The organism is Promicromonospora sp. NPDC090134 (assembly GCF_044746965.1).
Lineage (GTDB): Bacteria > Actinomycetota > Actinomycetes > Actinomycetales > Cellulomonadaceae > Promicromonospora.
Genome location: NZ_JBIVCZ010000011.1, coordinates 194,722 through 219,585, shown reverse-complemented (window position 1 = coordinate 219,585; position 24,864 = coordinate 194,722). Strand labels below are relative to the sequence as shown.

Genomic DNA, 24,864 nt, shown 5'->3' with positions numbered 1-24,864 from the left:
ATCCGAGCGGTGACCTGTGGACGCCTGCGCCGAAGAGGCTGCCGACCTGGCCATTCGCCAAGATCCGGCCCCTACCGCGCACGAGCGGGTCCCGCTACCATTCGAGCAAAATGCCGCAAATCTACTGAGAGCAGGGGTCCCTTGAAGATCGCCGTCGTCGGTGCCGGGTTCGCAGGTCTCGCCACCGCGAAAACCCTCCGCGAGTTCGACCACGAGGTCACCGTCTTCGAAAAGGCGCCGGATGTCGGCGGGGTGTGGAGCGCGACCCGCAGGTACACCGGTCTCCGGACGCAGAACAACAAGGATTCGTACGCGTTCTCGGACCTGCCGATGCCGCGCGACTACCCGGAGTGGCCCACGGGCGAGCAGGTCCAGGCCTACCTGGAGCGGTACGTCGCGAAGTTCGAGCTGCGCCCCTACCTCCGCCTCGCCACCGAGGTCGTGCGCGCCGAGCTCACCGACGCGGAGGACGGCTGGATGGTGACGGCGCGCCGCATCGGCGCCCCCGTCTCGGCGCCCGAGCGGTTCGACCACCTCGTGGTCGCCAACGGGATCTTCTCCGACCCGGTCTTCCCGCAGTACGAGGGCTACGCGGACCTGGTCCGCGCCGGCGGCAAGCTCGTCGCCTCCAGCCAGCTCAACAACCTCGAGGACGCCCGCGGCAAGAACGTCGTGGTGGTCGGCTACGGCAAGTCGGCGTGCGACGTCGCCGCCGAGATCGGCGTGGTCGCCGAGTCCACCACCGTCGTCGCCCGGCGCCTGCTGTGGAAGATGCCCAAGCGCATCGCCAACTCCCTGAATATGAAGTACCTGCTGCTGTCCCGCCTCGGCGAGGCCCTGTTCAAGTACCAGGAGCTGGACAACGGCATGGAGCGGTTCCTGCACGGCCCCGGCGACAAGGTGCGCGCGAGCATGCTCTCGAGCATCGGGTCGGTCGCGACCTGGCAGTTCAAGCTCAAGAAGCTCGGGCTCGTGCCCCGGGGCGAGTTCGCCGACATCGCCAACAGCACCGTGTCGCTGTCCACGGACGGGTTCTACGAGCAGGTCGCGAGCGGCGCCATCAGGGTGCACCGCGACACCGAGATCCAGCGGTTCGAGGCCGACGGCGACCGGCCGGTCGCGGTCCTCAGCGACGGCACCCGCATCCCCGCCGACCTCGTGGTCTGCGGCACCGGCTTCCACCAGCGCGTGCCGTTCCTGGACGACGCCGTGTCCGCCCGCCTGCTGGACGAGGACGGCAACTACAAGCTCTACCGCCAGATCCTGCCCGACGGCGTGCCGAACCTGACCTTCGCGGGCTACAACTCGTCGCTGTTCTCGCCGCTGTCCGCCGAGGCTGGCGCGGTCTGGATCGCCGCGTACCTGGGCGGCGTGGTGAACCTGCCTCCGATCGAGGAGCGGCGCAAGCACGTCGCCGAGCGCGTGGCGTGGATGGAGCAGCGCACGGGCGGCAAGCACGCCCGCGGCACCAACGTCATCCCGTTCTCGATGCACCAGATCGACGAGACCCTGGACGAGGCCGGCGTGAACATCAGCCAGCGTGCCCAGGCGGTCCAGTGGCTCCTGCCGATCGACCCGTCCGTCTACAAGAACGTGGTGCCGCGTCTGAGGGAGAAGATCCGCGCCCAGGCGCCCAAGGACCGCGTCGGCTCGGACTCGTCCGTGGGCTGACGACCACCACCACCTCCGGGCCGTCCTTCTGCGACACAGTCAGGACGCACCGCGGGCCCGGCCGGGAGATCCGGCCGGGCCCGCGGTCTGTCGGGCGGCGTCGGGCGCCGCGCACGGCGTCGTCAGACGGTCATCGGGGTCGTGAAGCGCACCGGCAGGCTGCGGGGGTAGCGCGACCACGGCGAGACCGACATCTTGATCGAGTCGTACGCCACCGTCAGCTCCATGTCGAGGATGCGGCGCAGCAGGGTGTCCACGGCGATGCGGCCGATGAGCGGGCCGATGCGGTGCGCGGGGCACGAGTGCGCGCCCGCGCCCCACGTGAGGTGGAACCGGCTGCCCAGCTCCTCCCACGGGTCGTCCGTGCGGATGGCCCGGTCGGCGTTCGCCGCCGCCACCGCGGGGACGAGGGCGTCGCCGAGCGCGATCCGGCGTCCGCCCAGCTCGCAGTCCTGCCGGGCGAACCGCGGCAGCACGTGCGGCGCCGGCGGATGCCGACGGGAGACCTCGTCCAACGCGTCGTCCAGGTCGAGCCGGCCACGGCGCACGCGGGCCGCGAACGCCGGGTCGGTCAGGATCATGTGCAGGGTGCTCGCGATCCAGGCGATCTCGGCGTCGTGGCCCAGGCTGAACATCACGCCGATCGAGGCCATGACCTCGACGTCGTTCGCGTGGTTCGGGTGGTTCACCAGGGCCGTGGTCAGGTCCTCGCCGGGCTCGGCCCGGTGCGTGGCCACGAGCACCGCGAGCAGCGACTCCTGCTCCATCGCCGCGGCACGAGCCTTCTCCTTGCCCGCATACAGGGCCTCGGTGAGCTCGTGCATCTTGTTCCCGTCGGACAGGCTCATGCCGAACATCTCGGTCATGACCATGACGGGGACCGCCACCGCGTAGTCCTTCACCAGGTCCGCCTCGCCGCGCGGCATGAGGCGGTCGATGATCGCCTCGCACGTCACCGCGACCGTACGGGCCAGGCGCTTCTCGTCGACGCCGCCGAGCGCGTCGTCGAGCGGGGCGCGCAGCCGGCGCTGCTGCATCCCGTCCAGGAAGTACGCGTTCTCGCGGGGCGCCAGCGCCGCGAACACGCCCGAGTCCGCGGGCAGGGAGCGCTCCTGGACGTACCGCCAGTTGCGCGAGTTGCGCGAGAACAGCAGCTCGTTGCGCATCACGCTGCTCGCCTCGTCGTACCCGAGGACGAGCCAGGCGGGCACACCCGGTTCGAGGTCCATGGGGGCCACGGGGCCCCATTCGTCCCGCAGCCGCTCGTAGAGCTTGTGCGGGTCGCGCGCGGTCGTGATGTCCGACAGCTGCATCCGGTCCGGAATGTCTTCCAACCGCCGATGCAGTCTGTTGGCCAACGTCACGCGTTGACCTTCTGGAAGACCGGGAAGGTCATCGCGTGCTCGACCAGGGTGATGAGGGTCAGCACGGCCGACTGCCGGTCCCGCGCGTCGCACTCGACGATGGGCGTCTCCGGCAGCAGGTCCAGGGCCGCGCGGACCCGCTCCAGGGGATAGTCCGGCGAGTCCGGGAACTGGTTGACGACCACGGCGAACGGGATCTTGGTGCGCAGCTCGAGCTGGTCCAGCACCTCGAAGCTGTCCTCGAGGTGCCGGGTGTCGATCATGACGAGCGCGCCCACGGCGCCGTCCGCCAGGCCCGACCACAGGTCCCAGAAGCGGCGCTGGCCCGGGGTGCCGAACAGGTAGAGCGCGATGTCCTCGGTCACGGTGATGCGACCGAAGTCCATCGCGACCGTCGTCGTCTCCTTGTTCGGCTGCCCCGGGTCGATGCCCACGCTCGCCGTCGTGATGCGTTCCTCGGTACGCAGCGGTTCGATCTCGCTGACCGCACCGATCAGCGTCGTCTTGCCCACCCCGAAGGCACCCACGACAAGGATCTTGACCGACCGTGCCACGGTCGGCGCAAGGTGCTGTCCGGGCACGGTGCGGTCAGAGCTTGCGGAGTCCATCGAGAATCTTCTCCAGGATGTCCTTGCCGGGCAGGACGTGCGCTTGATGGTTGGAACGAATCGTCAGGTTCCCCGCGTCGACCAGGTCCGAGACCATGACCGCCACGAGACTTACCGGTAGCTGCAGGTACGCCGCCACCTCGGCCAGCGCGAGCGTGCCGTGGCACAGCTGCACCAGCTCACGCTCCAGCCGGCCCGCCGTCGAGAGCACAGGCCGGCTCTCGACGGCGCGCACGAGCGTCTCCGGTCGCAGCGTGTTGCGCGACGGGTGTGCACGTCCCGAGGTGAGCACGTACGAGCGCACCGGGTGATCGCGGTACTCCTCGGAGTCCATCCCCTCGCCCCCTGTTGGTCGATCAGGTATCGGTCGAGCTGGTGGTGCTTGAAACGGCCGGGCCGCGGTAGGCCTGGGTACTGCTTTCCGTGACGACGCCGGAGACGGGATCAGCTGTTGATCCGCTCCGTGCCCAGCGTGCGCTCCCCGATCATGAGCACCTGGGCCTGCATCTGCTGGGCAATCAGCGCCGGGTCGATCACCGTGTCCGTGATGACCGCCAGGCGGGAGCCGTCGCCGGCCCCCCGGACGAACAGGAAGCCGCCGTCGAACTCCACCATCACCTGGCGGATCGTGTCGCTGTTCCCGAACTCCCGGCTCATTCCGATCCCCAGCGCCGCCAGTCCGGCGCATGCCGCCGAGACCTTGTCGGCCACGTCGAGCGGGGTCTGGTCGGTCCGAACCTTCATCAGCCCGTCCGAGGTGAGCACCACTACATGCTTGACCCCCCGTACACCACTGATGAGCTCGAGCATCCAGCTGTTGCCGTCGGTGCTCGTCATGCCGTCGGCCTGCGTAGTCATCGGTCCTCCGAAGTTCCGCCGGCGCCAGCCGACGGTTCGCTGCTGTCAGGTGAGTCCCCGAACCGCGCCTCGCTCGAGCTGAAGAAGGCGCCCATCCACTCGCCGGCCTCCTCGGCCGTCTGAGCGGGACCGGTGTCCTCGGTGCGGGGCTCCGGGCTGGGCTCTGCCCGGTCACCCGGCGTCCCCGCCTCTCCACGGCGGGACCGCCGCTGCGGGAGCGCGTGCGGCTCAGGGAACTCGTCATCCTCAGGGCGGGCTCGCCCAGGGCGTAGGGGAAGCTCACCGGGGGCCTTCACGTGAGCACCGGCCACGGGCGTCTCCTCCTCGTCCTCGACCACGTCGCCGGGCACGCTCAGCGGCTCGACGGGTAGCACGGTCGCGGCGTCGGGCGCCGCAGGGGCTGGCCACTCGTCGTCCTCGGCGGGCTTCGCCGTGGGCAGCTCGCGCGGGAGCGGTGCCTCCACGACGGCGGTGGCGGCTCGGCTCGACGCGAGCGCCGCGACGCCGGTGGACGGGACGTTGGCGCTCGGCAGCGTGGCGGCGGGCGTCAGCATGCCCGACGGCACCACGGCCTCGGTGAGCTCGGCCGGGATCATCACGATCGCGCGGAGGCCGCCGTAGACGGACTCGGTGACGTCCACGCGGAAGCCGTGGCGGCGGGCGTAGGTGCCGACCACCGCGAGGCCCGTCTGCGGGATCTCGCCCAGCTCGGTGATGCTGATCTCGCGCTTGCCGGAGGCGATGTCGCGCGCCTGCTCGAGCTGCTTGAGGTCGAGGCCCACACCGCAGTCGTCGATCTCGACGACCGCGCCGCGCTGCACCTGGCGCAGGGCCACGAGGACCTGCGTGGTGGGCGGCGAGGACTGCGTGGCGTTGGACAGCAGCTCGGCCACGAGGTGGATGAGCGGCTCCACGATGCGCGCCGAGACGGCGACACCGGGGTCGCCCGACACCTCGACCCGGTGGAACGCGGTGATGCGGCTGGCGGCGCCCTTGACGACGTCGGGCAGCGGGAGCGGCTCGCTCCACTGCTGGCCCGGCCACTCGCCGCACAGGGCCGCGAGGCTCTGGGCCTGGCGGGCCTGCTGGGCAGCCGCGTGGTCGACGCGCATGGAGGTCTGCAGGATGTCCGCGTCGGTGGGGTGGCGCTGCACCATGCGCGCCGCCTCCTCCTGGATGCGGTGCGCGGCGGCCTGGACCTTGCGGCTCAGGGCCACGACGGCGACCTGGACCGCGTCACGGCGGGCGACCCGCTCCTCCTGGACGCGGGCCAGCATGCCGGCCGCCTCGTCCAGGCGCGCCTGGGCCCGGGCGTCGCCGGGCAGGTGCGGCAGGGGCGGGGCGGGCTCGCTGTCGAGGAACGCGGGCAGCTGCTCCTTCGCCAGGGCGTCGAGGGCCGCGGAGGCGGCGTCGGCGCGCTCCTCGGCCCGACGGTAGGCGAGGAGCAGGTCCTCGTGGGAGGCGAGGTCGTCACGGGAGGACCGCGCGGCGATCAGCGCGGCCGCCACCGCGAGCCCGACGGCAGCGACGCCGACGAGCCAGGCGGGCCACGTGGAGCTGGCCCCGGTGGCGGTGAACAGGACGGGTGCCACGAGGACGTAGGCGAGCACACCGGCGACGCACACCCAGGGCGCGACCTGGCGCAGCCTGCTGGGCGGAGGAGAAGAAGACATCGAGCTCACCGAGCCGATCCCCCTAGTAGTTGTGTCGTCAGAGTTCGGGTGGTCCGGACAGGGCGGATACCGCGACCTGGACCTCGAACTCGGCTGAAGGGGGCGAACAACCCCCTGGAGTGCAGTTTCTACCACAGGGCGTCCCACACGTGGAAGGGCAGGGCCGTGGTGCGAACTGCGAAAATATGTGCCAGTGAGGAATGGGGAGAGCCCTTGGCCGGGTAACCCCCCAAATCAGCAAAAAACGGGCGCAGAGGGTTCTGGCGGACGGCAAGCGGTCCCGACGTCGGCGGCGGCCGCGACCGGCCGCGTAGGGTGCTCACCATGAGCGCCGAGCCCACCCAGACCGCCCCCCGAACCGCTCTCCCGACGACTCCCCTCGACCCCGCGACCGACCCGTTCGCCTGGCTCGAGGACGTCGAGGGCGACACCGCCCTGGACTGGGTCCGCGAGCGCAACGCGCACAGCGCCGCCGTGCTCGGCGGCGACCTCTTCACGACGATCGAGGGCCAGGTCCGCGAGGTCCTCGACTCGGACGACAAGATCCCGCACGTCTCGAAGGTGGGCGAGCACTACTACAACTTCTGGCAGGACGCCGAGCACCAGCGCGGCCTGTGGCGCCGCACCACGCTCGACTCCTACCGCACCGACGACCCGGAGTGGGAGGTCGTGCTGGACCTCGACGCGCTCGCCGAGCAGGAGGGCCAGAGCTGGGTCTGGCACGGCGCGAGCGTCCTGCGCCCGACGGCGGAGCAGCTCGCCGCGGGCGAGCCCCGCCGGCACGCGCTCGTCGACCTGTCGCCCGGCGGCTCCGACTCGGACGTCACGCGCGAGTTCGACCTGGTCGACAAGCGGTTCGTGCCGCAGGACGAGGGCGGGTTCGTGCGGGCCGAGGCCAAGGGCGGGCTGTCCTGGGTCGACGCGGACACGGTCTACGTGTTCACCGACTTCGGCGCCGGCACCATGACGCCGTCGGGCTACCCGCGGCAGGTGAAGCGGTGGACGCGCGGCACGCCGCTGGCCGAGGCGGCCCTCGTGTACGAGGGCACCGAGCAGGACATGTACATCAGCGCGTCCCGCTCGCACACCCCGGGCTTCGAGCGCGACCTGGTGCACCGCGCGCTGCGCTTCTACGCCAACGAGACGTACCTGGCCACCGGCGTCGGCACGGACGAGCAGACCCTCACGAAGATCGACGTCCCGGACTCGGCGAACGTCGGCCTGCACCGGGAGTGGATGCTGGTGCGGCTGCGCGACGACTGGACGCCGTCCGGCACGACGTACCACGCCGGGTCCCTGCTCGCCGCCCCGTTCGACGACTTCATGGCCGGGTCCCGCGACCTGACGGTCCTCTTCGAGCCGACGCCGACGACGTCGCTCGCCGGGACCACCTGGACGCGGCACCACCTCGTGGTCAACGTGCTCGACGACGTGAAGAACCTGCTGCACGTGCTGACGCCGCCCGACCTGGTCGGCGGGGGCTCGGCCGGGTCGGCCGGCGGGCAGTGGGTGCGCTCCGACCTGCCCGTGGGCGGCGAGCTGCTCACGGTGGGCGTCGGCGCGGTGGACGTCGTCGACTCCGACGACGTCTGGGTGGTCACCACGGGGTACCTCACGCCGTCGACGCTGGGCCTGGCCACCGTGGGCGCGGCGCAGGACGCGCCCGAGGTGCTCAAGTCCGCGCCGTCGTACTTCGAGGCGGCGGGCCTGGAGGTGCGCCAGGAGTTCACGGTGTCGGACGACGGCACGCGCGTCCCGTACTTCGTCGTCGGCCGGGCGGACCTCGTGTCCGGGCAGGCCGGTCCCGCGCCCACGCTGCTGTGGGGCTACGGCGGGTTCGAGCACGCGATCCTGCCCGGGTACTCGGGCACGATCGGGCGGGCGTGGCTGGACCGCGGCGGAGTGTACGCCGTGGCGAACATCCGGGGCGGCGGCGAGTACGGCCCGGCCTGGCACCAGGCCGCGCTGAAGGCCGACCGGCACCGGGCCTACGAGGACTTCGCGGCCGTGGCGCGCGACCTGGTCGCACGGGGCGTCACGGTGCCGGAGCGCCTCGGCATGGAGGGCCGGTCCAACGGCGGGCTGCTGGCGGGCAACATGCTCACGCAGTACCCGGAGCTGTTCGGCGCGATCATCGTGGGCGTGCCGCTGCTCGACATGAAGCGGTACTCGCACCTGCTGGCGGGCGCGTCGTGGATGGCCGAGTACGGCGACCCGGACACCGCCGACTGGGAGTTCGTGCGCACGTTCTCGCCGTACCACCTGTTCGACGCCGTGCGGGAGTACCCGCCGGTGCTGTTCACGACGTCGACCAAGGACGACCGGGTGCACCCGGGCCATGCCCGCAAGATGGCGGCGCTCATGCTGGCCGCGGGCAAGGACGTGACGTACTACGAGAACATCGAGGGCGGCCACGGCGGCGCGGCCAACAACGCGCAGGCGGCGTACATGGCGGCGACGCACTGGACGTTCCTCTGGAACCGCCTGGCCGGAACCGGCCCGGCGGCGTGACGCCTCACCTTTGAGGCCCGACTTTCTCCGCTTTGACTCAGCTCAAAGCGGAGAAAAGTCGGGTCTCGAAGTGGAGTCAGGCCTCGGCCTTCTCTGCCAGGGTCTCGGCCACGCGGCCCAGGTTGGCCAGCTCCGCGCGGTGCGCGTCCACCGGGCCCAGGGCCCGGCGAGGTGCGGCCAGGAGCGTGACGCCCGCGAGGTCCGCGGCTGGCAGGCCGATCCGCCGCCAGGGCTCCGCGACCAGCTGGGCCAGCTCGCCGAGCGCCGGTCCGGCGCACTGCGAGACCTGTGCCGGCGGCAGCCCCGCCCACAGCCCGGTGCCCCGCTCGACGGCGCGCGCGATCAGCTCCCAGGCCTTCTCGTTCCAGCCGCCGGGGCCGACGTCGGCCAGGTCGAGCCCCAGCGCGTCCGCCCCGGCGAGCACCACGGGCGGCACGCCCACCCAGGTGCTGCCGAGGTGCACCACCGAGCGCGCGCCGGCGTCGCGCACCGCCGCGAGCACCGGCTCCAGCCCGCCCACGATCTCGGGCCCCGCCACGGCCCGCAGGCGGGAGAACCCGGAGAACGTGGGCAGCACGCCCGCGTGCACCTGGCCGAGCAGCGGCTCCGCGACCTGCACGGTCACCTCCGCGCCGGGCACCTGGGCCACGACGTCGGACACCAGCGTGCGCACGCCGTCCGCGAGGGCGAGCGCCAGGTCGGCGCGGGCCCCGGCGTCGGCCAGGACGCGGTCCCCGCGGGCCGACCAGAGCTGGGCCGCCAGGGTCCACGGCCCCAGCACCTCGACCGTGAGCGCGCCGGTGTGGCCGTGCGCCGCGACGGCGAGCGCGCCAAGGTCCTCGCGCCAGAACGCCTCCGACCGGCGGGCGTCCGCGCCGGGCCGCTCCGTGAGCTTCCAGCCGTGCGGGCCGAGCTCGACGGGCATCTCGGTCAGGAGCGCCGCCGTGCGCCCCAGGGGGTCCGCGCCCGGGCCGCGCTGCGTGAGCTGCGTGAGGAACGGCACCGCGTCGACGCCGGTCGGGAGCTCCGCGAGCTCGCCCAGCGCCGTCTGCTGCGCCTCCAGCACGTCGCGCTCGCCGCCTGGCCAGGGCCCGTGCCCGGTCACCGCAGTCATCGGCTCTCCTCGTTCAGGGGTGGTCCCCGCGTCGTCCGACGCCGGGCCGCGGCCGGGGCGCGTCGCCGCGCCACCGTCCGCCGTGCTGCCGATTGTCCAGGACGAGGGGTCGTGCGCGGTACACGCCCGGCCGGCCGCCCGGCTGCTACCTCGCCGCGGCCGCGCGCCAGGCGCGCGAGACGGTCGCCTGACCCAGCACCCGCGTGCCGCGGTACACCACGACCGACTGGCCCGCCGCGACCCCGCGCAGGGGTGCGCCGGTCAGCTCGATCTCCAGCGCCGGGCCGGTCACATCCGCACCGGAGGCGTCCGGGCCGGACGTGCCGGGCCCGCCCTCGGCCGCGCGCACCCGCGCCGGGACGGGAGCACCGTGGGCGCGCACCTGCACCTCGGCCTCGAACCACCCGTCCGGCTCGTGCTCCAGCACGCCGTCGAACCACAGCGCCTTCTCCCCCGCGATCCGGTCCACGCTCAGCAGCTCCGCCGGCCCCACGACCACGGTGTTGGTCGCGGGCTGCACGTCCACGACGTACCGCGCCCGGCCGTCGGCGGCGGGGCGGCCCAGCCCGAGGCCCTTGCGCTGACCCACCGTGAACGCGTAGGCGCCGTCGTGCTCGCCCACCACGGCGCCGTCGACGTCCACCACCTCGCCCGGGCGCGACCCCAGGCGGGACTGGAGGAACCCGCGGGTGTCACCGTCGGCGACGAAGCAGATGTCGTAGGAGTCGGGCTTCGCGGAGACCGACAGGCCGCGGCGCGCGGCCTCGGCCCGCACCTCGTCCTTGGACGCGAACCCGCCCAGCGGGAACATCGCGCGGGCGAGCCGCTCCGGGCCGGCGACGGCCAGCACGTACGACTGGTCCTTGGCGTCGTTCGGCGAGCGGTGCAGCTCGCGCACGGTGCGCGGGCCGCCGTCCGCCCCCGGGACCTCCCGGGTGACGATCTGCGCGTAGTGGCCCGTGGCGACGGCGTCGAACCCGAGGGCCGTCGCCTTGTCCAGCAGGGCCTCGAACTTGATGTGCTCGTTGCAGCGCACGCACGGGTTGGGGGTGCGGCCGGCCTCGTACTCCGAGAGGAAGTCGGCCACGACGGTGTCCTCGAACCGCTCGGACAGGTCCCACACGTAGTACGGGATGCCGAGCACATCAGCGGCCCGGCGGGCGTCGCCGGCGTCCTCGATGGAGCAGCAGCCGCGCGAGCCCGTGCGGAACTGGTCGCGGTCGCGGGACAGCGCCATGTGCACGCCCACCACGTCGTGCCCCGCCTCGACGGCGAGCGCCGCCGCGACCGCGGAGTCCACGCCGCCCGACATGGCGGCGAGCACCCTCACGACGCGCCGCCCAGCGCGCGGCCCGACACCAGGCCCGCGGCCTGCGCCCGGGCGACGACCTGCGGCAGCGCGGCCACGAGGCGGTCGACGTCGGACTCGGTGGACGTCGCCCCGAGCGTGAAGCGCAGGGCGCCCCGCGCCTCCGTCTCGGGGACGCCCATGGCGAGCAGCACGTGCGACGGCTGCGGCACGCCCGCCTGGCACGCCGAGCCGGTGGACGCCTGCACGCCCGCGGAGTCCAGCAGGTACAGCAGCGAGTCGCCCTCGGCGCCGGGGAACGTGAAGTGGGCGTTCCCGGGCAGCCGGTCGCCCGACGCGGGGTCGGGGCCGCGCAGCACCGCGGACGGCGCGGCGACGCCCACCCGGGCGACGAGCGCGTCGCGCAGCGCGCGCAGGCGCGCGGCACGCTGGGGCAGGCACTCGACGGCGTGGCGCGCGGCGACGCCGAAGGCCGCGATCGAGGCGGCGTCGAGCGTGCCCGAGCGCACGCCGCGCTCCTGCCCGCCGCCGTGCAGCACGGCGTCGAGCGCGAGGTCGCGGCGGGCGAGCAGGGCGCCCACGCCGACGGGGCCGCCCAGCTTGTGGGCGGAGACGGTCATGGCGTCGACGCCGGACTCCGCGAAGTCCACCGCGGACTGGCCGACCGCCTGCACGGCGTCGGTGTGCACGGGGATGCCGTAGGGGCGCGCGGCGCGCACCACGTCGCGGACCGGCTGGAGCGTGCCCACCTCGTTGTTGGCCCACATGACGCTGATCAGCGCCGTCTCGGCGGCGTGGGCGGCGAGCTCGGCGCGCAGGGCGTCCAGGTCGAGCCGGCCCTCGGCGTCGACGGGCAGGAGCACGATCTCCGCGCCCGCGTGGCCCGCCAGCCAGAACGCCGGGTCGAGCACGGCGTGGTGCTCGACGGCGGAGACGAGCACGCGGGTGCGGCGCGTGTCCTGCGCCCGGCGTCCCCAGAAGATGCCCTTGATCGCCAGGTTGTCCGACTCGGTACCGCCCGAGGTAAAGATGACCTCGCTGGGCCGCGCGCCCAGGGCCTTGGCCAGCGTCTCCCGCGCCTCCTCGACGGCGCGCCGCGACGTGCGGCCCGCCGAGTGCAGGGACGACGCGTTGCCCGTGCGCTGAGCCTCGGCGACGTACGCCGCGAGCGCCGCGGCCGACATGGGCGTGGTCGCGGCGTGGTCGAGGTACGCCCCGTCGGGCTCGCGGGTGGGCTCACCGTGGGCGCCGCTCGCCGTCAGGGGCGTGCGCGCCGGGCCAGGGGGCGGAGTGGTCACGATCATCAAGTCTACGAACGCATCCGGGCCGGGAACGCTTCCCGGGGTGTGAGCCGCGCGATGCTCGGGCCCGGCCCGCTCCCGGAAGACCGGGCTCACGGCGGGCTCACTCCCGGGGGAACACGTGCGAGAGGTCCGTCTCCCACTGGTCCAGGGCGCCCGCGGGGAGCTGCCAGACGTACTCGTTCTTGAGCTTGCCGCTGTCGGTGGCGAACGGTCCGGTGCGGTGGGCGTAGAACGCGATGGTGGGCAGCGTGCCGTCCGGCGCGGTGCGGACACCGTTGTGGAAGTCCCCGTTGCGGCGCCTCAGCTCGTCGACGACGAAGACGCGCAGCCGGTCCTGGTCCAGGGTGGCTGCCTCGGTCGCGCTCGCGCCGAGCTGGAGCGCGATGTGCAGCTGCCGGTCGCCGCGGGCGTCCTCGTAGCTGATCAGGCGGTGGTTCTCGACCGCCTCCAGGAGCTCGGGGTCGCTGTGCACCACGTCGCGCAGCGCGTCCGGCCCGATGACGGCGCCGTTGTAGTCGACGGACAGGTCGGAGCGCCCGTAGTGGAACAGCAGCGGCAGGTCGAGGAACTTCTCGGCCACGACCTCGTGGTGGCCGAGCTCCTTGAGCACCGGCAGGACGTCGCGCACGCGCATGACGTGGCCGCGGTCGTGGATGTTGTAGCGCACGCGGGGGTTGATGTTGCGGTCGCGGGCGATCGTCACGACCAGCTCGCCGTCGTCGTTGGTCTCGAGCAGGTAGTCGAAGGGGTTGAACTGGAAGATCATCGGGAGCACGCCGTACTCGCCGGTCCGCGTCAGCCGCTCGGACAGGCGCGGGTCCGCGCTGATGGCGCGGCGCAGGGCGACGGTGAAGTCGGTCTCGATGCTGAGGTTGATCTCCAGGTCGCTCGCCCCGTAGGAGCCGAAGACGCTGTGGGCGTACCTGAGGATGTGCGAGCGCATGTTCTCGCTGATGCCCTCGCCGCCGAACGCGGCCACGATGTCGTACGCGGCCCAGTCCAGCCGGTCGTCCTCGAACAGGGACTTCAGGAACGGCGGGTAGCTGGTGATGATGTAGGTGTAGTCGGTCCCGAACTCCTGCATCGTGGCGATGATCTTGTCCTTGTCGGGCCCGCAGGACTTGATCATCGTGACCTCGGTGAGCGAGGCCGTGACGTTCATGCCGGTGGCCCACGCCCCGAGCGAGAACGCGTTGAGCACGAACGGCTTCTTGCGCAGGGTCGACGCCGTCCGCGCGAAGCCGACCTGGAGGAGCTGGCGGGTGGCCGCGCGCTCCTCGCTGCCGCGCACCCAGCTCGTGGGCGTCCCGGAGCTGCCGGACGACTCGTCGACGACGACGCCGCGCCGCGGCAGCGCTCCGCCGATGCAGCGCTCGGGGATGCTCCACCGCTTGACGTAGGACTCCTTGTCCATCTCCGGGATGCCCCGGAACGTCTCGGCCAGCGAGCCCGTGTGGCGCAGCCGGCTGTCGCGGCCGTGCTCGGCGAGGAACGCGCGGTAGGCGGGCACCTCGCGCGCGGCGAGGTCGAAGGTGCGCCAGGCGCGCAGCCGGCCGAGCCACCAGCGCAGCGGCTCGATGCCCGGTCCGAGCAGCAGCTTGTGCGTGTGCACGCTGTAGGTGAGCGGGCGCACGACGGCGTCCACCAGGCCGACGAGCGAGAAGGCGAGCAGGCGCCTCATGCGGTGGCTCCGATCAGCATCGAGGTGGCCGGACGGCGGTGCGCCACCGGCGGGGTCTTGCTGTACCCGAACCGGAACAGCATCCAGGCCATCCGGTCGCCGCTCTCGTCGGCGGCGACCTCCCGCGCGAAGGCCTCGTGCGAACCGGGGTTGGTGATCACCGTTCCGAACGGGTGGAGCCGCACGCCGTGGGCGGTGAGCTCCAGCCAGAGGCGCATGAAGGTGCGGCCTGCCTCGACGTGGTCGGCCGGCCGCGCGAACGGGCCCTCCAGCCAGCCGAGCTGCCGCACCCCGCGCATGGTGTTCAGGTACATCGCGCGGATCGCCCCGCCGATGACCGGCGCGTCCCACAGGCCGCGGTGACCCATGGCGAACCGGAGCAGGCCGCCGGGCATGAGCATGGCCTCGGCGCTCAGGCCGTCGGCCCGGGTGCGGGCGTCGTCCTTGCTGAACCGCAGCCAGGTCATGATCTCCCCGTAGACGGCGTCGTTGCGCAGGTCGGAGAACAGCGTGGCCTGGTTGATGTGCACCAGCCGGCGCACGACGGCGCGGTCGGCGGTCGTGCGGAACGTGTGGCCGGCGGCGGTCGCCACCCCGGTCGCGGCGGCGACGACGTCGTCGGGCACGAGCCGGGCGTCGTACGGACGGCGCGACGTCTGGCGGGACCGGAAGAGCGCGAGCCGCGCGCGGGCGTCGTCGGACACGGGGCGCGGGACCAGCCGTAGCGTGCCCAGGTGGTGCAGGCGGTCGCTGCCGCCGAAGTCCATGTCGCTCCGGTCGAGGCTCTCCTCGACCCCGTACCCGAGCCCCTCGGCGACCGTGCGGAGCGACTCCAGGAAGACGCCGGCACAGACGTGCCCGAACGGGATGCCGAACGACTCGGCGGGCAGCCCGAGGTCGAGGTCGTAGTAGATCTCGGCGGTGGCCTCGTCCACGGGCCGCAGCTTGATGGGCTGCGAGTTGTGGGGGGACGGGTAGTGGCGGGCGTCCTCGACGATGCTCAGCCATGGCTCGGTGTGCGACACGACCGCAACCTAGCGCGACCAGGGGACATACCGACCGGCAAGATGTCGAACCGTTATCCGCCCACAAGGCTCGAGTGCGGGGTATTGGTGCTCCCGGACCGGCCGGAAGCACGATTACCCCGCACTCAGCGGGTCGGGTCGGTCAGGTCAGTCGCGGTCGCGGTAGACCTGGACCACCGTGGGGCGCGGGCCGCGGAAGTCGCCGGCCTCGACGGTGGCGCCCGCGGCGACGTAGTCCGGGAAGTACGAGTCCGGTGCCTCGAAGGAGCCGTTCTCGCCCGGGTGCTGCACGTTCACGTAGACCATGCCGTCACGGGAGTCGACCAGCGGCCCGCAGGTCTCGGCGCCCGCGGGGACCGAGAGGAACTGCTGGACGTGGCCCCGCTCGCGGCCCGCGACCGGCACCTTGAACAGGCCGTCGCACCGGGCGATCGCCGACGAGCTGGGCTGGCCGTCCGTCGAGATCCAGAGGTTGCCCTCGGCGTCGAACGCGAGGTTGTCGGGGCAGGAGATGGGCGAGACCTGGTCCTTCGGGTAGCCCGAGAAGTACGTGCCCTCGACGGCGGGGTCGCCGGCCACGAGCAGCAGGTTCCACGTGAACCGCGTGGCGGTCTGGTCGCCGGACGGGATGATCTCGACCACGTGGCCGTCCCGGTTGCCGTTGGTGGTCACGCCGCCGACGACCTTGTGGGTGCGCGGGTTGGCCTCGGTGGCACCCTCGGTCGCGTTGCCCGGGGTGCGGCCCGAGTTGTTGGTGCAGGCCACGTAGATCCGGCCCGTGACGGGGCTGATCTCGACGTCCTCGGGGCGGTCCATCTTGGTGGCGCCCACCTTGTCGGCGGCCAGGCGCGTGTAGACGAGCACCTCCTCGACCGACATGCCCGGAACCTTGCTGCGGCCGTCCTGGACCAGCGGGAGCCACTCGCCGGTGCCGTCGAACGCGCCGTCGGCCGGGACCGCGCCCGAGCCGTCGATCTGGGCGGCCGGCGAGTCGCCGGTGAACTTGGCCACGAACAGGTCGCCCTCGGACAGGAGCGTCTTGTTGTGGGTACGCGCCCAGCGGGAGTCGCCCTTGGCCACGCGGTCCTTCGAGACGAACTTGTAGACGTAGTCGAACGCCTGGTCGTCGCCCATGTACGCGACGGCGTGGCCCGTGCGGGACAGCGTGACGTTGGCGCCCTCGTGCTTGAACCGGCCCATCGCGGTGTGCTTGACGGGCTTGGCGGTCGGGTCGTACGGGTCGAGCTCGACGATCCAGCCGAAGCGGTTGGACTCGTTCTCATAGCCCGCGGACTGCGCGAAGCGCGGCTCGTCGGCCTCCCAGCCGTAGCTGGTGGAGGCGCCGATGCCGTAGCGGGCGTCGGCGGTCGGGTTGACCCCCGCGGCCACGAAGTAGCCGTTGAAGTTCTCCTCGCCCGACAGGACGGTGCCCCACGGCGTGGTGCCGCCGGCGCAGTTGTTCATGGTGCCGAACACGCGCTTGCCCGTCGGGTCGGCGACGGTCCTGAGCAGGTCCGAGCCGGCGGCCGGGCCGTCGAGCACGAACTCGGTGTCCAGGTGGATGCGGCGGTTCAGCACGCTGATGCGCTGGTAGTCCCACGGCTTGCCGGTGTCGCGGCGGCGCACCTCGACGACGGCCATGCCGTGCGCGGCCCGCTCGATCGCGCGCGAGTACGCGTTCTTGGTGCGGCTGCCGTCGGCTGCGATGTCCCAGTACCGCTCCGTGGGCGGGAACATGATCTCGGGGTTGGTGTACTCGAGGTTCGAGACCAGGATGCCGCGCGTCCCGCGGTGCTTCTCACCGGGACGGATCGGCAGGATGTCGAGGTAGTCGCAGTTGTAGCCGAACTGCTTGGCCTGCTGCTCCGGCGACTGGTTGTTCGGGTCGAAGGTGCGGCCGCCCGGCAGGATCGGGTCGCCCCAGCGGATGATCGGGTCCCAGGTGTAGCCCTCGGGGACCACCAGCGCGTCCACGTCGACGGGCTGCGGGTCGATGGCGCCGAAGGCGAGGCCCTGGCCGTGGCCGGTCCCGGGGAACCGGCCCTCGGGCAGCGTGGCGGCGGCGGCCGACGGCGCGGTCGCGCCCTGCGCGCCGATCACCACGGCGCCGGCCGCGACGGCCAGCGTGCCGAGCATCGCGCGGCGCGACAGCACCGAGCTCACGACGTCCTTGAAGTACTCGTTGGCGCTCTCGTTCGGCGCGGGGTGAAGGCACGCGTCATTGCACTTGAGGCGACAGGTGACGGGGCTGCGCTTGCCACGGGCATGCGTGTGCACCGTCAGCAGCGGGCGGTTCTCAGGGGCGATCGTCATCGGAGGCTCTCCGGTCCGAAAAGGGGGGTGGGACGTCGTCAACCTAGGAGCAGGCGATGTCTGCGCCACCAAAGGTCCGGTACGTCCAGGTGAACGGGACGTGTCCAGCAGGTGGGTCCTCCCCCGGGGTCCCGCCTCTAGCCGACGAGCGCGCGGCTCGTGACGTCCCGCCAGCCCTCCGCGCGCAGCAGCTGCTCCGCACCCCGCGACCGCAGCCCGCGCTCGCACACCACGACCACCGGCCGGTCGACCGGGTGGTCCAGCAGCTCGGCCGGGAAGGCCCCGGCGGCCAGGTCCTCCAGCCGCGCGAACACGGCGCCGGGTACGCCGGGCCGCAGCCCGACGTCGAGCACCAGCACACCAGGCTCGCCGGACGTCGCCGGGTCGGACGACGGCGGCACCTCCACCGCGCGCGGGCCGCCCGACGCCTCGGCGCTGCGGGACGCCTCCTCGCCGTCGGCCGCCTCGGCGCTGCCGGTCGCCCCCGCCCCGTCGACCTCGCCCGACGGCGGCGCGGCCAGCTCGATCGTGTCCCACCCGGAGGTGCGCGCGTCGTAGGCGAGCAGGCGACCCAGCGCCGGGTCGCCCGTACCGGTCAGGATCTTGACCGCCTCGACCGCCATGGTCGAGCCCACCACGCCGCAGGCCGGGCTGAGCACGCCCACGGTCGCGCACGACTCCCCCTCGGGCGGCTGCGGTCCGAACACGTCGGGGTAGGTGATGGCGCGCCCGTCCGGCGCCGCCGACCAGAAGACGCTCACCTGCCCGTCCCAGCCCAGCACCGTGCCCCAGACGACCGGCAGCCCCAGCCCCGCCGCGGCGTCGGACACGGCGTAGCGCGTCTCGAACGTGTCCGAGCCGTCGACCACGAGGTGGTATCCGGCGAGGATCGCGGCGGCGTTGTCCCTCGTGAGCCGCTCGCGGTGCGCGATCACCTCGACCTCGGGGGCCAGCCCGCGCAGCGTGTCGGCCGCCGAGTCCGGCTTGGCGCGTCCGACGTCGGCCGCCGAGTGCAGCACCTGGCGCTGCAGGTTGGAGGCCTCCACGACGTCGTCGTCGATGATGCCGAGCGTGCCCACGCCCGCCGCCGCGAGGTACTGGAGCGCGGGCGACCCGAGGCCGCCCGCGCCGACCACGACGACCCGCGACGCGGCGAGGCGCTCCTGCGCGGCCAGGCCGAAGCCGTCGAGCAGGAGGTGCCGCGCGGCCCGGCGGCGCTCGGCGGGCCCGAGCCCGCCTACGGGGTTCACGAACGGCTCCATCACGTCATTCCACCACCTCGGACGGGGCCGGCGCACCCTCCCCTTCGAGACCCGGGTTTCTTCGCTTTGCGGCGCTCCAGAGCGAAGAAACCCCGGGCCTCGAAGAGAACCTGACGGCTGGGCCTCCCCGAACCGTCGGGTCAGCGGCACGAGCAGCGCCCGCCTCAGCCCTTGCGCTTGCGGATCTCCGCCGCGGCCTGCGGGAGCACGTCGGCGAGCTGCCCCACGACGGCGAAGTCGCAGATCTCGAAGATCGGCGCCTCCGGGTCGCTGTTCACGGCGACGATCACCTGGGACGCCTGCATGCCACCGCGGTGGTGCGGCGCGCCCGAGATGCCTGCGCCGATGTAGACGCGCGGGGCGATCGTCACGCCGGTCTGCCCGACGTAGGAGTCCCACCAGCCCTCGAACGCGGCGTCGCGGGACGCGCCCACCGCCGCGCCGAGCGCGTCCGCGAGGTCCTCCACCGGACCGAAGTCGCCGTCGGTGCCGCGTCCCCCGGCGACCACCACGGCCGCCTGGTCCAGCGGCGGCCGGCCGCTGGTGTCGGCCTTGACCTCGCGGGACAGCAGCGCCACGGGCGACGCCGGCACCTCGACGGCGTAGCCCTCCGTCACCGGTTCGACGGCGGCCTCGACGGGCTGCGCGACGGCGGAGTTGGCCCGGACGGTCACCACGGCGACGTCGGCGGTCACCGCGCACTCGGTGTCCCACGAGCCCGCGAAGACGCGCTTGCCGGCCACGACGCGGCCGTGCACGTCGCGCAGCGAGGAGGCGTCGATGACCAGGCCCGCACCCAGGTCGTGGGCGGCCAGGGCGGCGGCCTCCTTGGCGGCGAAGGACGTGGGCAGCAGCACCGCGTCGGCGTCGACGAGGCGCACGGCAGCGGCCAGGGCGGCCGCGACGACGGCGGGCAGGTGCCGCTCGTCGCCGCTCACACAGGCGCCGTCCCGGGCGGGCTCCGCCTGGTGCACGGTCTCGACGCCGTACGCGCCGAGCTGCGCCAGCACCTCCACGGTGGGCGCCTCCAGGGCGACTGCCTCGACCCGGCCGAGACCGCGGGCGATGGTGAGCAGCTCCAGCGTGCTGGTGCGGACCTCGGTCGCGGGGTCGAGCAGGACCAGGACGGTGCGGTTGGTCATCGTGTCTCTCAAACCAGGTCGTTGCGGATCAGGAAGTCGGCCAGCGCCACGCCGCCCTCGCCCTTGTCGGTGACGAGCTCCACCTCCGGGCGCGCGGGGCGCGGGGCCGCCGACAGCGTCTCGGTGCGGGCGCCCGCGCTGCCCGCCACGGCCGGGTCGAGCCCGAGGTCGGCCGGGGACCAGACCTCGATCTCCTTGCTGCGGGCCGCCATGATCAGCTTGAAGCCCGGGAACCGCGGCTGGTTGGCGCCGTCCGTCACGGACAGGACGGCGGGCAGCGGCGCGGTCAGGGACTCGGTGACGTCGTCGATCTCGCGGGTGATCGTCAGCGCCCGCTGCCCCGCGTCCGTCGGCTCGGCCAGCTCGACCTTCTTGGCGAGGTTCAGCGTGGGCAGGCCGAGCTCGGCGCCGAGCAGCGTCGGGACCACGGAGCCCAGGCCGTCCAGGGCGGCCATGCCGGTCACCACGAGGTCCACCGGCGCCTCGTCGCCCAGCGTGCGGACGGCGGCGGCGAGCACCGCGGCGGTGCCGAAGTAGTCGGAGCCGGCCAGGGCGTCGTCGGACACGCGGATGCCCCGGTCCACGCCGAGCTGGAACGCCTTGCGCAGCGCGACGTCGCCGTCGGGCCCGGCCATGGTGACCACGACCACCTCGCCCTCGTCCGCCCCGATCCGGCCGGAGGCGCGCTCCGCCTCGACGATCCGCAGGGCCGCCTCGATCGCGTTCTCGTCCAGCTCGTTGAGGGTGCCCTCCCCGGCCGTGCGCACGACCCGACCGTCGGAGAAGCCACGCTCCGTGTTGATGTCCGGGACGTACTTGGCGGTGACCACGATGCGCATGGGGTAACCGTACGACGTCCGGCGGCGTGGGACGGATCGGGTCCACCAGCGGGCCTGAGACGATGGGGCATATGGCGCAGTCACGACGAGCAGAACCGCAACGAGCGCCGGGCGACCCGGTGCCCCGCCCGGTCGTCCGGCCGCTCATCCGGCCGTCGGCCCGCCGCAGCCACGTGCCGCCGCTGGGCGTGTACGTGACGCCGGACGGCGGGATCGACGCGGCCGTGCTGGCGTCCCACGCGACCGCGGTGGACCTGTGCCTCATCGACGTCACGGACCCGGCCCTGGACGAGCACGACCCGGCCCGGTACACCGAGCGCCGGTTCGAGATGGTGGGGCCGGTGTACGGCGTGTGGCACACGCACGTGCCGGACGTCGCGCCCGGTCAGCGCTACGGGTTCCGCGTGTACGGGCCGTGGGACCCGCGCGCGGGGCTGCGGCACAACCCGGCCAAGCTGCTGGCCGACCCGTACGCCCGCGGGTTCGCGGGCCGGCTGCGCTACGGGCCCGAGGTGGTCGGGTCGGTGAGCACGGAACGCGAGGACGGCTGGTGGCTCGGCGACCCGTACGGCCCGCCGGACGCGGCCGACTCCCTGGCGTACGTGCCGCACTCCGTCGTCGTCGGGCCGCTGCCGCCGCCCCCGCCGCTCACCCGGCCGCGCGTGCCGTGGGCCGACACCGTGGTCTACGAGGCGCACGTGCGCGGGCTGACGATGCTGCGCGAGGACATCCCCGAGGAGCTGCGGGGCACGTACGCGGGTGCGGCGCACCCGGCCGTCGTCGAGCACCTGAAGAGCCTCGGCGTCACGACGCTGGAGCTGCTGCCCATCCACAAGAGCGTGGCCGAGTCGCGGCTCGCCGCGCACGGGCTGTCGAACTACTGGGGCTACAACACGCTCGGCTTCTTCGCGCCCAACGCCGCGTACGCGACCCGGGCGGCGCAGGAGCAGGGCGCGGAGGCCGTGCTCGACGAGGTGCGCGGCATGGTCCACCTGCTGCACGAGGCGGGCATCGAGGTGCTGCTCGACGTGGTCTACAACCACACCTGCGAGGGCGGCGACGACAGCCTGCACCTGGCCTGGCGCGGCCTCGACAACCCGGTCTACTACCTGCACGACGGCGCCTCGCCGGCCGCGCTCGCGGACGTCACGGGCACGGGCAACTCGCTGGACTTCCGGCGGCCGCGCGTGATCCAGCTCGCCCTGGACTCGCTGCGCTTCTGGGCCGAGACCGTGGGCGTGGACGGGTACCGGTTCGACCTCGCGGTGACGCTGGGCCGCGGCAACGTGGGGTTCGACCCTGACCACCCGTTCCTGGTGGCGCTGCAGACGGACCCGGTTCTGTCGGGGCTCAAGCTCGTGGCGGAGCCCTGGGACGTGGGCCCGGGCGGCTGGCAGACGGGCTCGTTCCCGCCGCCCATGGCGGAGTGGAACGACCGGTTCCGCGACGCCGCGCGCGGGTTCTGGCTGGACGCGCCCAAGCAGGGCGTGCGCGGACAGGAGATGCGCGGCCTGCGGGACCTGGCCACGCGGCTGGCCGGGAGCGCCGACCTGTTCGGGCCGGGCGACCCGCCGCTGGTGCGCGGGCCCGTGGCGTCGGTCAACTACGTGACGGCGCACGACGGCTTCACGCTCGCCGACCTGGTCGCCTACGACCACAAGCACAACGAGGCCAACGGCGAGGACAACCGCGACGGGTCGGACAACAACCTGTCGTGGAACCACGGGCTGGAGGGCCACACCACCTCGGGCGACGACGCCACGACGGAGCCGTGGCAGGCGATCGTGCCGCCGCGCCGCAAGTCCCAGCGCAACCTGCTGGGCACCCTGCTCCTGGCCGCCGGCACGCCCATGCTCACCGCGGGCGACGAGCTGGGCCGCACCCAGGGCGGCAACAACAACGCCTACGTCCAGGACAACGAGACGTCCTGGCTGCGCTGGGCCCTGGACGACGCCGCGACCGACCTGCTGGAGACCACCCGGTACCTGCTCAGGCTGCGGCGCGAGCACCCGGCGCTGCGGGCCGACTCGTTCTTCCTGGGCTCACCCCGGCCGCACGAGACCGACACCGACCTGCTGTGGTTCTCCGAGACGGGCGCGGCCATGGAGGTCGACACGTGGAACCAGCCCGGCCGGCGCGTGCTGCAGATGCTGCGTCCCGGCCCGGCCGCGGGCGACGCGGACGTGCTGCTGGTGATCAACGGCGGCCTGGACGACGTCGAGGTGACGCTCCCGCCGCGCGACGGCGCCGCGCCGTGGGAGCTGGTCTGGGACTCCGCGTGGGACGCGCCCGTGGTGCCGGACGATGAGACCGGGCCCCGGACGTCGGTGACCCTGGAGGCGCTGAACATCAACGTGCTGCTGTCGCGGGGCACCTGACCGACCGGTCGTTTCACCCGAGTGATGCGGGGTCTGCGGCACCGCGGGGGGACGGTCCTGGCTAAGGTGCGCACATGACTGACTCCGTCCACAACAACGACGTTGCCACCGCGGGGACCACCGACGTCATCGTCATCGGTGCGGGCCTGTCCGGGCTCGTCACCGCGACCGAGCTGACCGCCGCGGGCAAGCGCGTCGTCCTGCTCGACCAGGAGCCGGCCGCGTCGCTGGGCGGGCAGGCCTGGTGGTCGTTCGGCGGGCTGTTCCTGGTCGACTCCCCCGAGCAGCGCCGGCTCAAGGTGCGCGACTCCGCCGAGCTGGCGTTCTCCGACTGGCTGGGCTCCGCCCAGTTCGATCCCGGCGCCGAGCACGGCGAGGGACCGGACCGGTTCGGGTACCGGTGGGCCCAGGGGTTCGTCGAGTTCGCCGCGGGCGACCTGCGACCCTGGCTGCACGCCAAGGGGGTCCGCTGGTTCCCGCTGGTGCAGTGGGCGGAGCGGGGCGGCTACCCGGCCGGCGGGCACGGGAACTCGGTGCCGCGGTTCCACGTCACGTGGGGCACCGGCCCCGCCGTCGTCGAGCCGTTCGTCGCCGCGGCGCACGAGGCCAACCGGGCCGGGCTGCTCGACCTGCGCTTCCGGCACCGGGTCACCTCCCTGGTCGTCACCGACGGCCGCGTCACCGGCGTCCGCGCGGAGATCCTGGCCGACGACGCCGCCGGCCGTGGCGAGCCGTCCAGCCGCACGGTGACCGGTGAGGTGGAGCTGTCCGCCCAGGCCGTCGTGATCGCGAGCGGCGGCATCGGCGCGAACCACGACCTGGCGCGCGCCCGCTGGTCCGCGGGCGCCGGCCGCCTGCCGGAGCGGATGCTCTCGGGCGTGCCGGACTCCACCGACGGCCTCATGCTCGGGGTCGCCGCCGACTCCGGCGCGGCGCTGGTGCACGAGGACCGCATGTGGCACTACCCGGAGGGCATCGCGAACCACTCGCCGGTCTGGACCCGGCACGGCATCCGGATCCTGCCCGGCCCGTCGTCGCTGTGGCTCGACGCCGACGGCAACCGGCTGCCCGGACCGCTGTTCCCCGGCTTCGACGCGCTCGGGGCCCTGCAGCACGTGACCACCCGCGGCGACGACCACTCCTGGTTCGTGCTGAACAAGACGATCATGGAGAAGGAGTTCGCGCTGTCGGGCTCCGAGCAGAACCCTGACCTGACCGGCAAGTCCGTGCCGTTGCTCCTGGAGCGGGTGCGCGGCCGGTCGGTGCCGGTGCGTACCTTCGCGGAGCAGTCGGAGGAGTTCCTCTGGGCGGACACCCCGGCCGAGCTCGCCGCGAGGATGAACGCGCTGACGTCGGCCACCGACGGGTCGCACGGGCACATCGACGGGGACGCGCTGGCCGCGCTGATCGCGGCCCGCGACGCCCAGGTCGCCACCGGGCTCGGCAAGGACCCGCAGGTCGTGGCGACGTCGGCCGCGCGGCACTTCATCGTGGACAAGGCCATCCGGGTGTCGCCGCCGCGCGCGCTCACCGACCCGCAGGACGGGCCGCTGCTCGCCGTGCGGCTGTCGGTGCTGACCCGCAAGACGCTCGGCGGCCTGTGGTGCGACGAGACCGGCCGGGCGCTGACCCCGGACGGCGAGGTGCTGGAGGGTCTGTGGGCCGTGGGCGAGGCCGCGGGCTTCGGCGGCGGCGGAGCCCACGGGCACCGCGCGCTGGAGGGCACGTTCCTGGGCGGCTGCCTCTTCACGGGCCGGACGACGGGCCGCGCCCTGGCGGCGGCGCTGTAACCCGCCGGCTGACTCGCCGAGC

At 73.2% G+C, this 24,864-nt stretch carries 18 protein-coding genes; 4 read left to right on the top strand and 14 right to left on the bottom strand.

Annotated features, from left to right (window positions below; all coding sequences use genetic code 11):
• Positions 1-141 precede the first annotated feature (141 nt).
• Positions 142-1,671, top strand: a complete 1,530-nt coding sequence (locus tag ACIPN7_RS25550; RefSeq protein WP_400549203.1) for a flavin-containing monooxygenase — start codon at positions 142-144, stop codon at positions 1,669-1,671.
• 122 nt (positions 1,672-1,793) lie between these two features.
• On the opposite strand, the gene ACIPN7_RS25545 is transcribed toward ACIPN7_RS25550, so the two are convergent.
• The 5 genes from ACIPN7_RS25545 to ACIPN7_RS25525 form a co-directional block, all read right to left on the bottom strand.
• A complete protein-coding gene (locus tag ACIPN7_RS25545; RefSeq protein WP_400549200.1) occupies positions 1,794-2,984 on the bottom strand; it encodes a cytochrome P450 in 1,191 nt (396 codons plus the stop codon).
• Between the two features lie 47 nt (positions 2,985-3,031).
• On the bottom strand, positions 3,032-3,643 hold the full coding sequence (locus ACIPN7_RS25540) for an ATP/GTP-binding protein (RefSeq protein WP_350224608.1): 612 nt from the start codon (positions 3,641-3,643) through the stop codon (positions 3,032-3,034).
• The gene (locus tag ACIPN7_RS25535) at positions 3,624-3,977 is read right to left on the bottom strand and encodes a DUF742 domain-containing protein (protein WP_285107739.1); all 354 of its coding nucleotides are present in this window, start codon (positions 3,975-3,977) and stop codon (positions 3,624-3,626) included. Before ACIPN7_RS25535 ends, ACIPN7_RS25540 begins: the two co-directional genes overlap by 20 nt.
• A gap of 110 nt (positions 3,978-4,087) precedes the next feature.
• Positions 4,088-4,501 (bottom strand): roadblock/LC7 domain-containing protein, encoded by a 414-nt coding sequence (locus ACIPN7_RS25530; RefSeq protein WP_377234533.1) that lies wholly within the window; start codon positions 4,499-4,501, stop codon positions 4,088-4,090.
• Entirely contained in the window at positions 4,498-6,174 is a 1,677-nt protein-coding gene (locus ACIPN7_RS25525) for an ATP-binding protein (protein ID WP_400549195.1), read from the bottom strand. Before ACIPN7_RS25525 ends, ACIPN7_RS25530 begins: the two co-directional genes overlap by 4 nt.
• A gap of 324 nt (positions 6,175-6,498) precedes the next feature.
• Here ACIPN7_RS25525 and ACIPN7_RS25520 point away from each other — a divergent pair, with 324 nt between their 5' ends.
• Positions 6,499-8,685 (top strand): prolyl oligopeptidase family protein, encoded by a 2,187-nt coding sequence (locus tag ACIPN7_RS25520; RefSeq protein WP_400549192.1) that lies wholly within the window; start codon positions 6,499-6,501, stop codon positions 8,683-8,685.
• A 76-nt stretch (positions 8,686-8,761) separates the two neighbouring features.
• Here the strand turns inward: ACIPN7_RS25520 and ACIPN7_RS25515 are convergent, their stop codons facing one another.
• The 9 genes from ACIPN7_RS25515 to ACIPN7_RS25475 form a co-directional block, all read right to left on the bottom strand.
• Positions 8,762-9,799 (bottom strand): hypothetical protein, encoded by a 1,038-nt coding sequence (locus tag ACIPN7_RS25515; protein WP_400549189.1) that lies wholly within the window; start codon positions 9,797-9,799, stop codon positions 8,762-8,764.
• 145 nt (positions 9,800-9,944) lie between these two features.
• Positions 9,945-11,129 carry a tRNA 2-thiouridine(34) synthase MnmA gene (gene mnmA / locus ACIPN7_RS25510; RefSeq protein WP_400549186.1) on the bottom strand — a complete coding sequence of 395 codons (1,185 nt, stop codon included), beginning with the start codon at positions 11,127-11,129 and terminating at the stop codon, positions 9,945-9,947.
• Positions 11,126-12,412, bottom strand: a complete 1,287-nt coding sequence (locus ACIPN7_RS25505; RefSeq protein WP_400549184.1) for a cysteine desulfurase family protein — start codon at positions 12,410-12,412, stop codon at positions 11,126-11,128. Before ACIPN7_RS25505 ends, mnmA begins: the two co-directional genes overlap by 4 nt.
• 100 nt (positions 12,413-12,512) lie before the next feature.
• Positions 12,513-14,093 carry a CoF synthetase gene (locus tag ACIPN7_RS25500; RefSeq protein ID WP_400549182.1) on the bottom strand — a complete coding sequence of 527 codons (1,581 nt, stop codon included), beginning with the start codon at positions 14,091-14,093 and terminating at the stop codon, positions 12,513-12,515.
• Entirely contained in the window at positions 14,090-15,118 is a 1,029-nt protein-coding gene (locus tag ACIPN7_RS25495) for a hypothetical protein (RefSeq protein WP_400549179.1), read from the bottom strand. The genes ACIPN7_RS25500 and ACIPN7_RS25495 overlap by 4 nt, the downstream gene beginning before the upstream one ends.
• A gap of 147 nt (positions 15,119-15,265) precedes the next feature.
• Positions 15,266-17,431 (bottom strand): PhoX family protein, encoded by a 2,166-nt coding sequence (locus ACIPN7_RS25490; protein ID WP_400549176.1) that lies wholly within the window; start codon positions 17,429-17,431, stop codon positions 15,266-15,268.
• 137 nt (positions 17,432-17,568) lie between these two features.
• A complete protein-coding gene (locus ACIPN7_RS25485) occupies positions 17,569-18,681 on the bottom strand; it encodes a ThiF family adenylyltransferase (RefSeq protein ID WP_400549173.1) in 1,113 nt (370 codons plus the stop codon).
• Positions 18,682-18,857: 176 nt separating this feature from the next.
• Positions 18,858-19,835, bottom strand: a complete 978-nt coding sequence (locus ACIPN7_RS25480; protein ID WP_400549170.1) for an electron transfer flavoprotein subunit alpha/FixB family protein — start codon at positions 19,833-19,835, stop codon at positions 18,858-18,860.
• 8 nt (positions 19,836-19,843) lie between these two features.
• Entirely contained in the window at positions 19,844-20,674 is an 831-nt protein-coding gene (locus tag ACIPN7_RS25475; RefSeq protein ID WP_400549167.1) for an electron transfer flavoprotein subunit beta/FixA family protein, read from the bottom strand.
• Between the two features lie 71 nt (positions 20,675-20,745).
• Here ACIPN7_RS25475 and glgX point away from each other — a divergent pair, with 71 nt between their 5' ends.
• Positions 20,746-23,052, top strand: coding sequence for a glycogen debranching protein GlgX (gene glgX / locus ACIPN7_RS25470; RefSeq protein WP_400549164.1), 2,307 nt, complete (start codon positions 20,746-20,748; stop codon positions 23,050-23,052).
• A gap of 74 nt (positions 23,053-23,126) precedes the next feature.
• Positions 23,127-24,842, top strand: coding sequence for an FAD-binding dehydrogenase (locus ACIPN7_RS25465; protein ID WP_400549161.1), 1,716 nt, complete (start codon positions 23,127-23,129; stop codon positions 24,840-24,842).
• The last annotated feature ends 22 nt before the right edge of the window (positions 24,843-24,864 follow it).

What these genes read in the sequence shown, in the direction of transcription:
- ACIPN7_RS25545 (WP_400549200.1), bottom strand. Translation starts at nt 2,984, where the DNA reads ATGCAGCTGTCGGACATCACGACCGCGCGCGACCCGCACAAGCTCTAC.
- ACIPN7_RS25530 (WP_377234533.1), bottom strand. Translation starts at nt 4,501, where the DNA reads ATGACTACGCAGGCCGACGGCATGACGAGCACCGACGGCAACAGCTGG.
- ACIPN7_RS25475 (WP_400549167.1), bottom strand. Translation starts at nt 20,674, where the DNA reads ATGCGCATCGTGGTCACCGCCAAGTACGTCCCGGACATCAACACGGAG.
- ACIPN7_RS25500 (WP_400549182.1), bottom strand. Translation starts at nt 14,093, where the DNA reads ATGAGGCGCCTGCTCGCCTTCTCGCTCGTCGGCCTGGTGGACGCCGTC.
- ACIPN7_RS25515 (WP_400549189.1), bottom strand. Translation starts at nt 9,799, where the DNA reads ATGACTGCGGTGACCGGGCACGGGCCCTGGCCAGGCGGCGAGCGCGAC.
- ACIPN7_RS25490 (WP_400549176.1), bottom strand. Translation starts at nt 17,431, where the DNA reads ATGACGATCGCCCCTGAGAACCGCCCGCTGCTGACGGTGCACACGCAT.
- glgX (WP_400549164.1), top strand. Translation starts at nt 20,746, where the DNA reads ATGGCGCAGTCACGACGAGCAGAACCGCAACGAGCGCCGGGCGACCCG.
- ACIPN7_RS25465 (WP_400549161.1), top strand. Translation starts at nt 23,127, where the DNA reads ATGACTGACTCCGTCCACAACAACGACGTTGCCACCGCGGGGACCACC.
- ACIPN7_RS25525 (WP_400549195.1), bottom strand. Translation starts at nt 6,174, where the DNA reads ATGTCTTCTTCTCCTCCGCCCAGCAGGCTGCGCCAGGTCGCGCCCTGG.
- ACIPN7_RS25480 (WP_400549170.1), bottom strand. Translation starts at nt 19,835, where the DNA reads ATGACCAACCGCACCGTCCTGGTCCTGCTCGACCCCGCGACCGAGGTC.
- ACIPN7_RS25520 (WP_400549192.1), top strand. Translation starts at nt 6,499, where the DNA reads ATGAGCGCCGAGCCCACCCAGACCGCCCCCCGAACCGCTCTCCCGACG.
- ACIPN7_RS25540 (WP_350224608.1), bottom strand. Translation starts at nt 3,643, where the DNA reads ATGGACTCCGCAAGCTCTGACCGCACCGTGCCCGGACAGCACCTTGCG.
- ACIPN7_RS25535 (WP_285107739.1), bottom strand. Translation starts at nt 3,977, where the DNA reads ATGGACTCCGAGGAGTACCGCGATCACCCGGTGCGCTCGTACGTGCTC.
- ACIPN7_RS25505 (WP_400549184.1), bottom strand. Translation starts at nt 12,412, where the DNA reads ATGATCGTGACCACTCCGCCCCCTGGCCCGGCGCGCACGCCCCTGACG.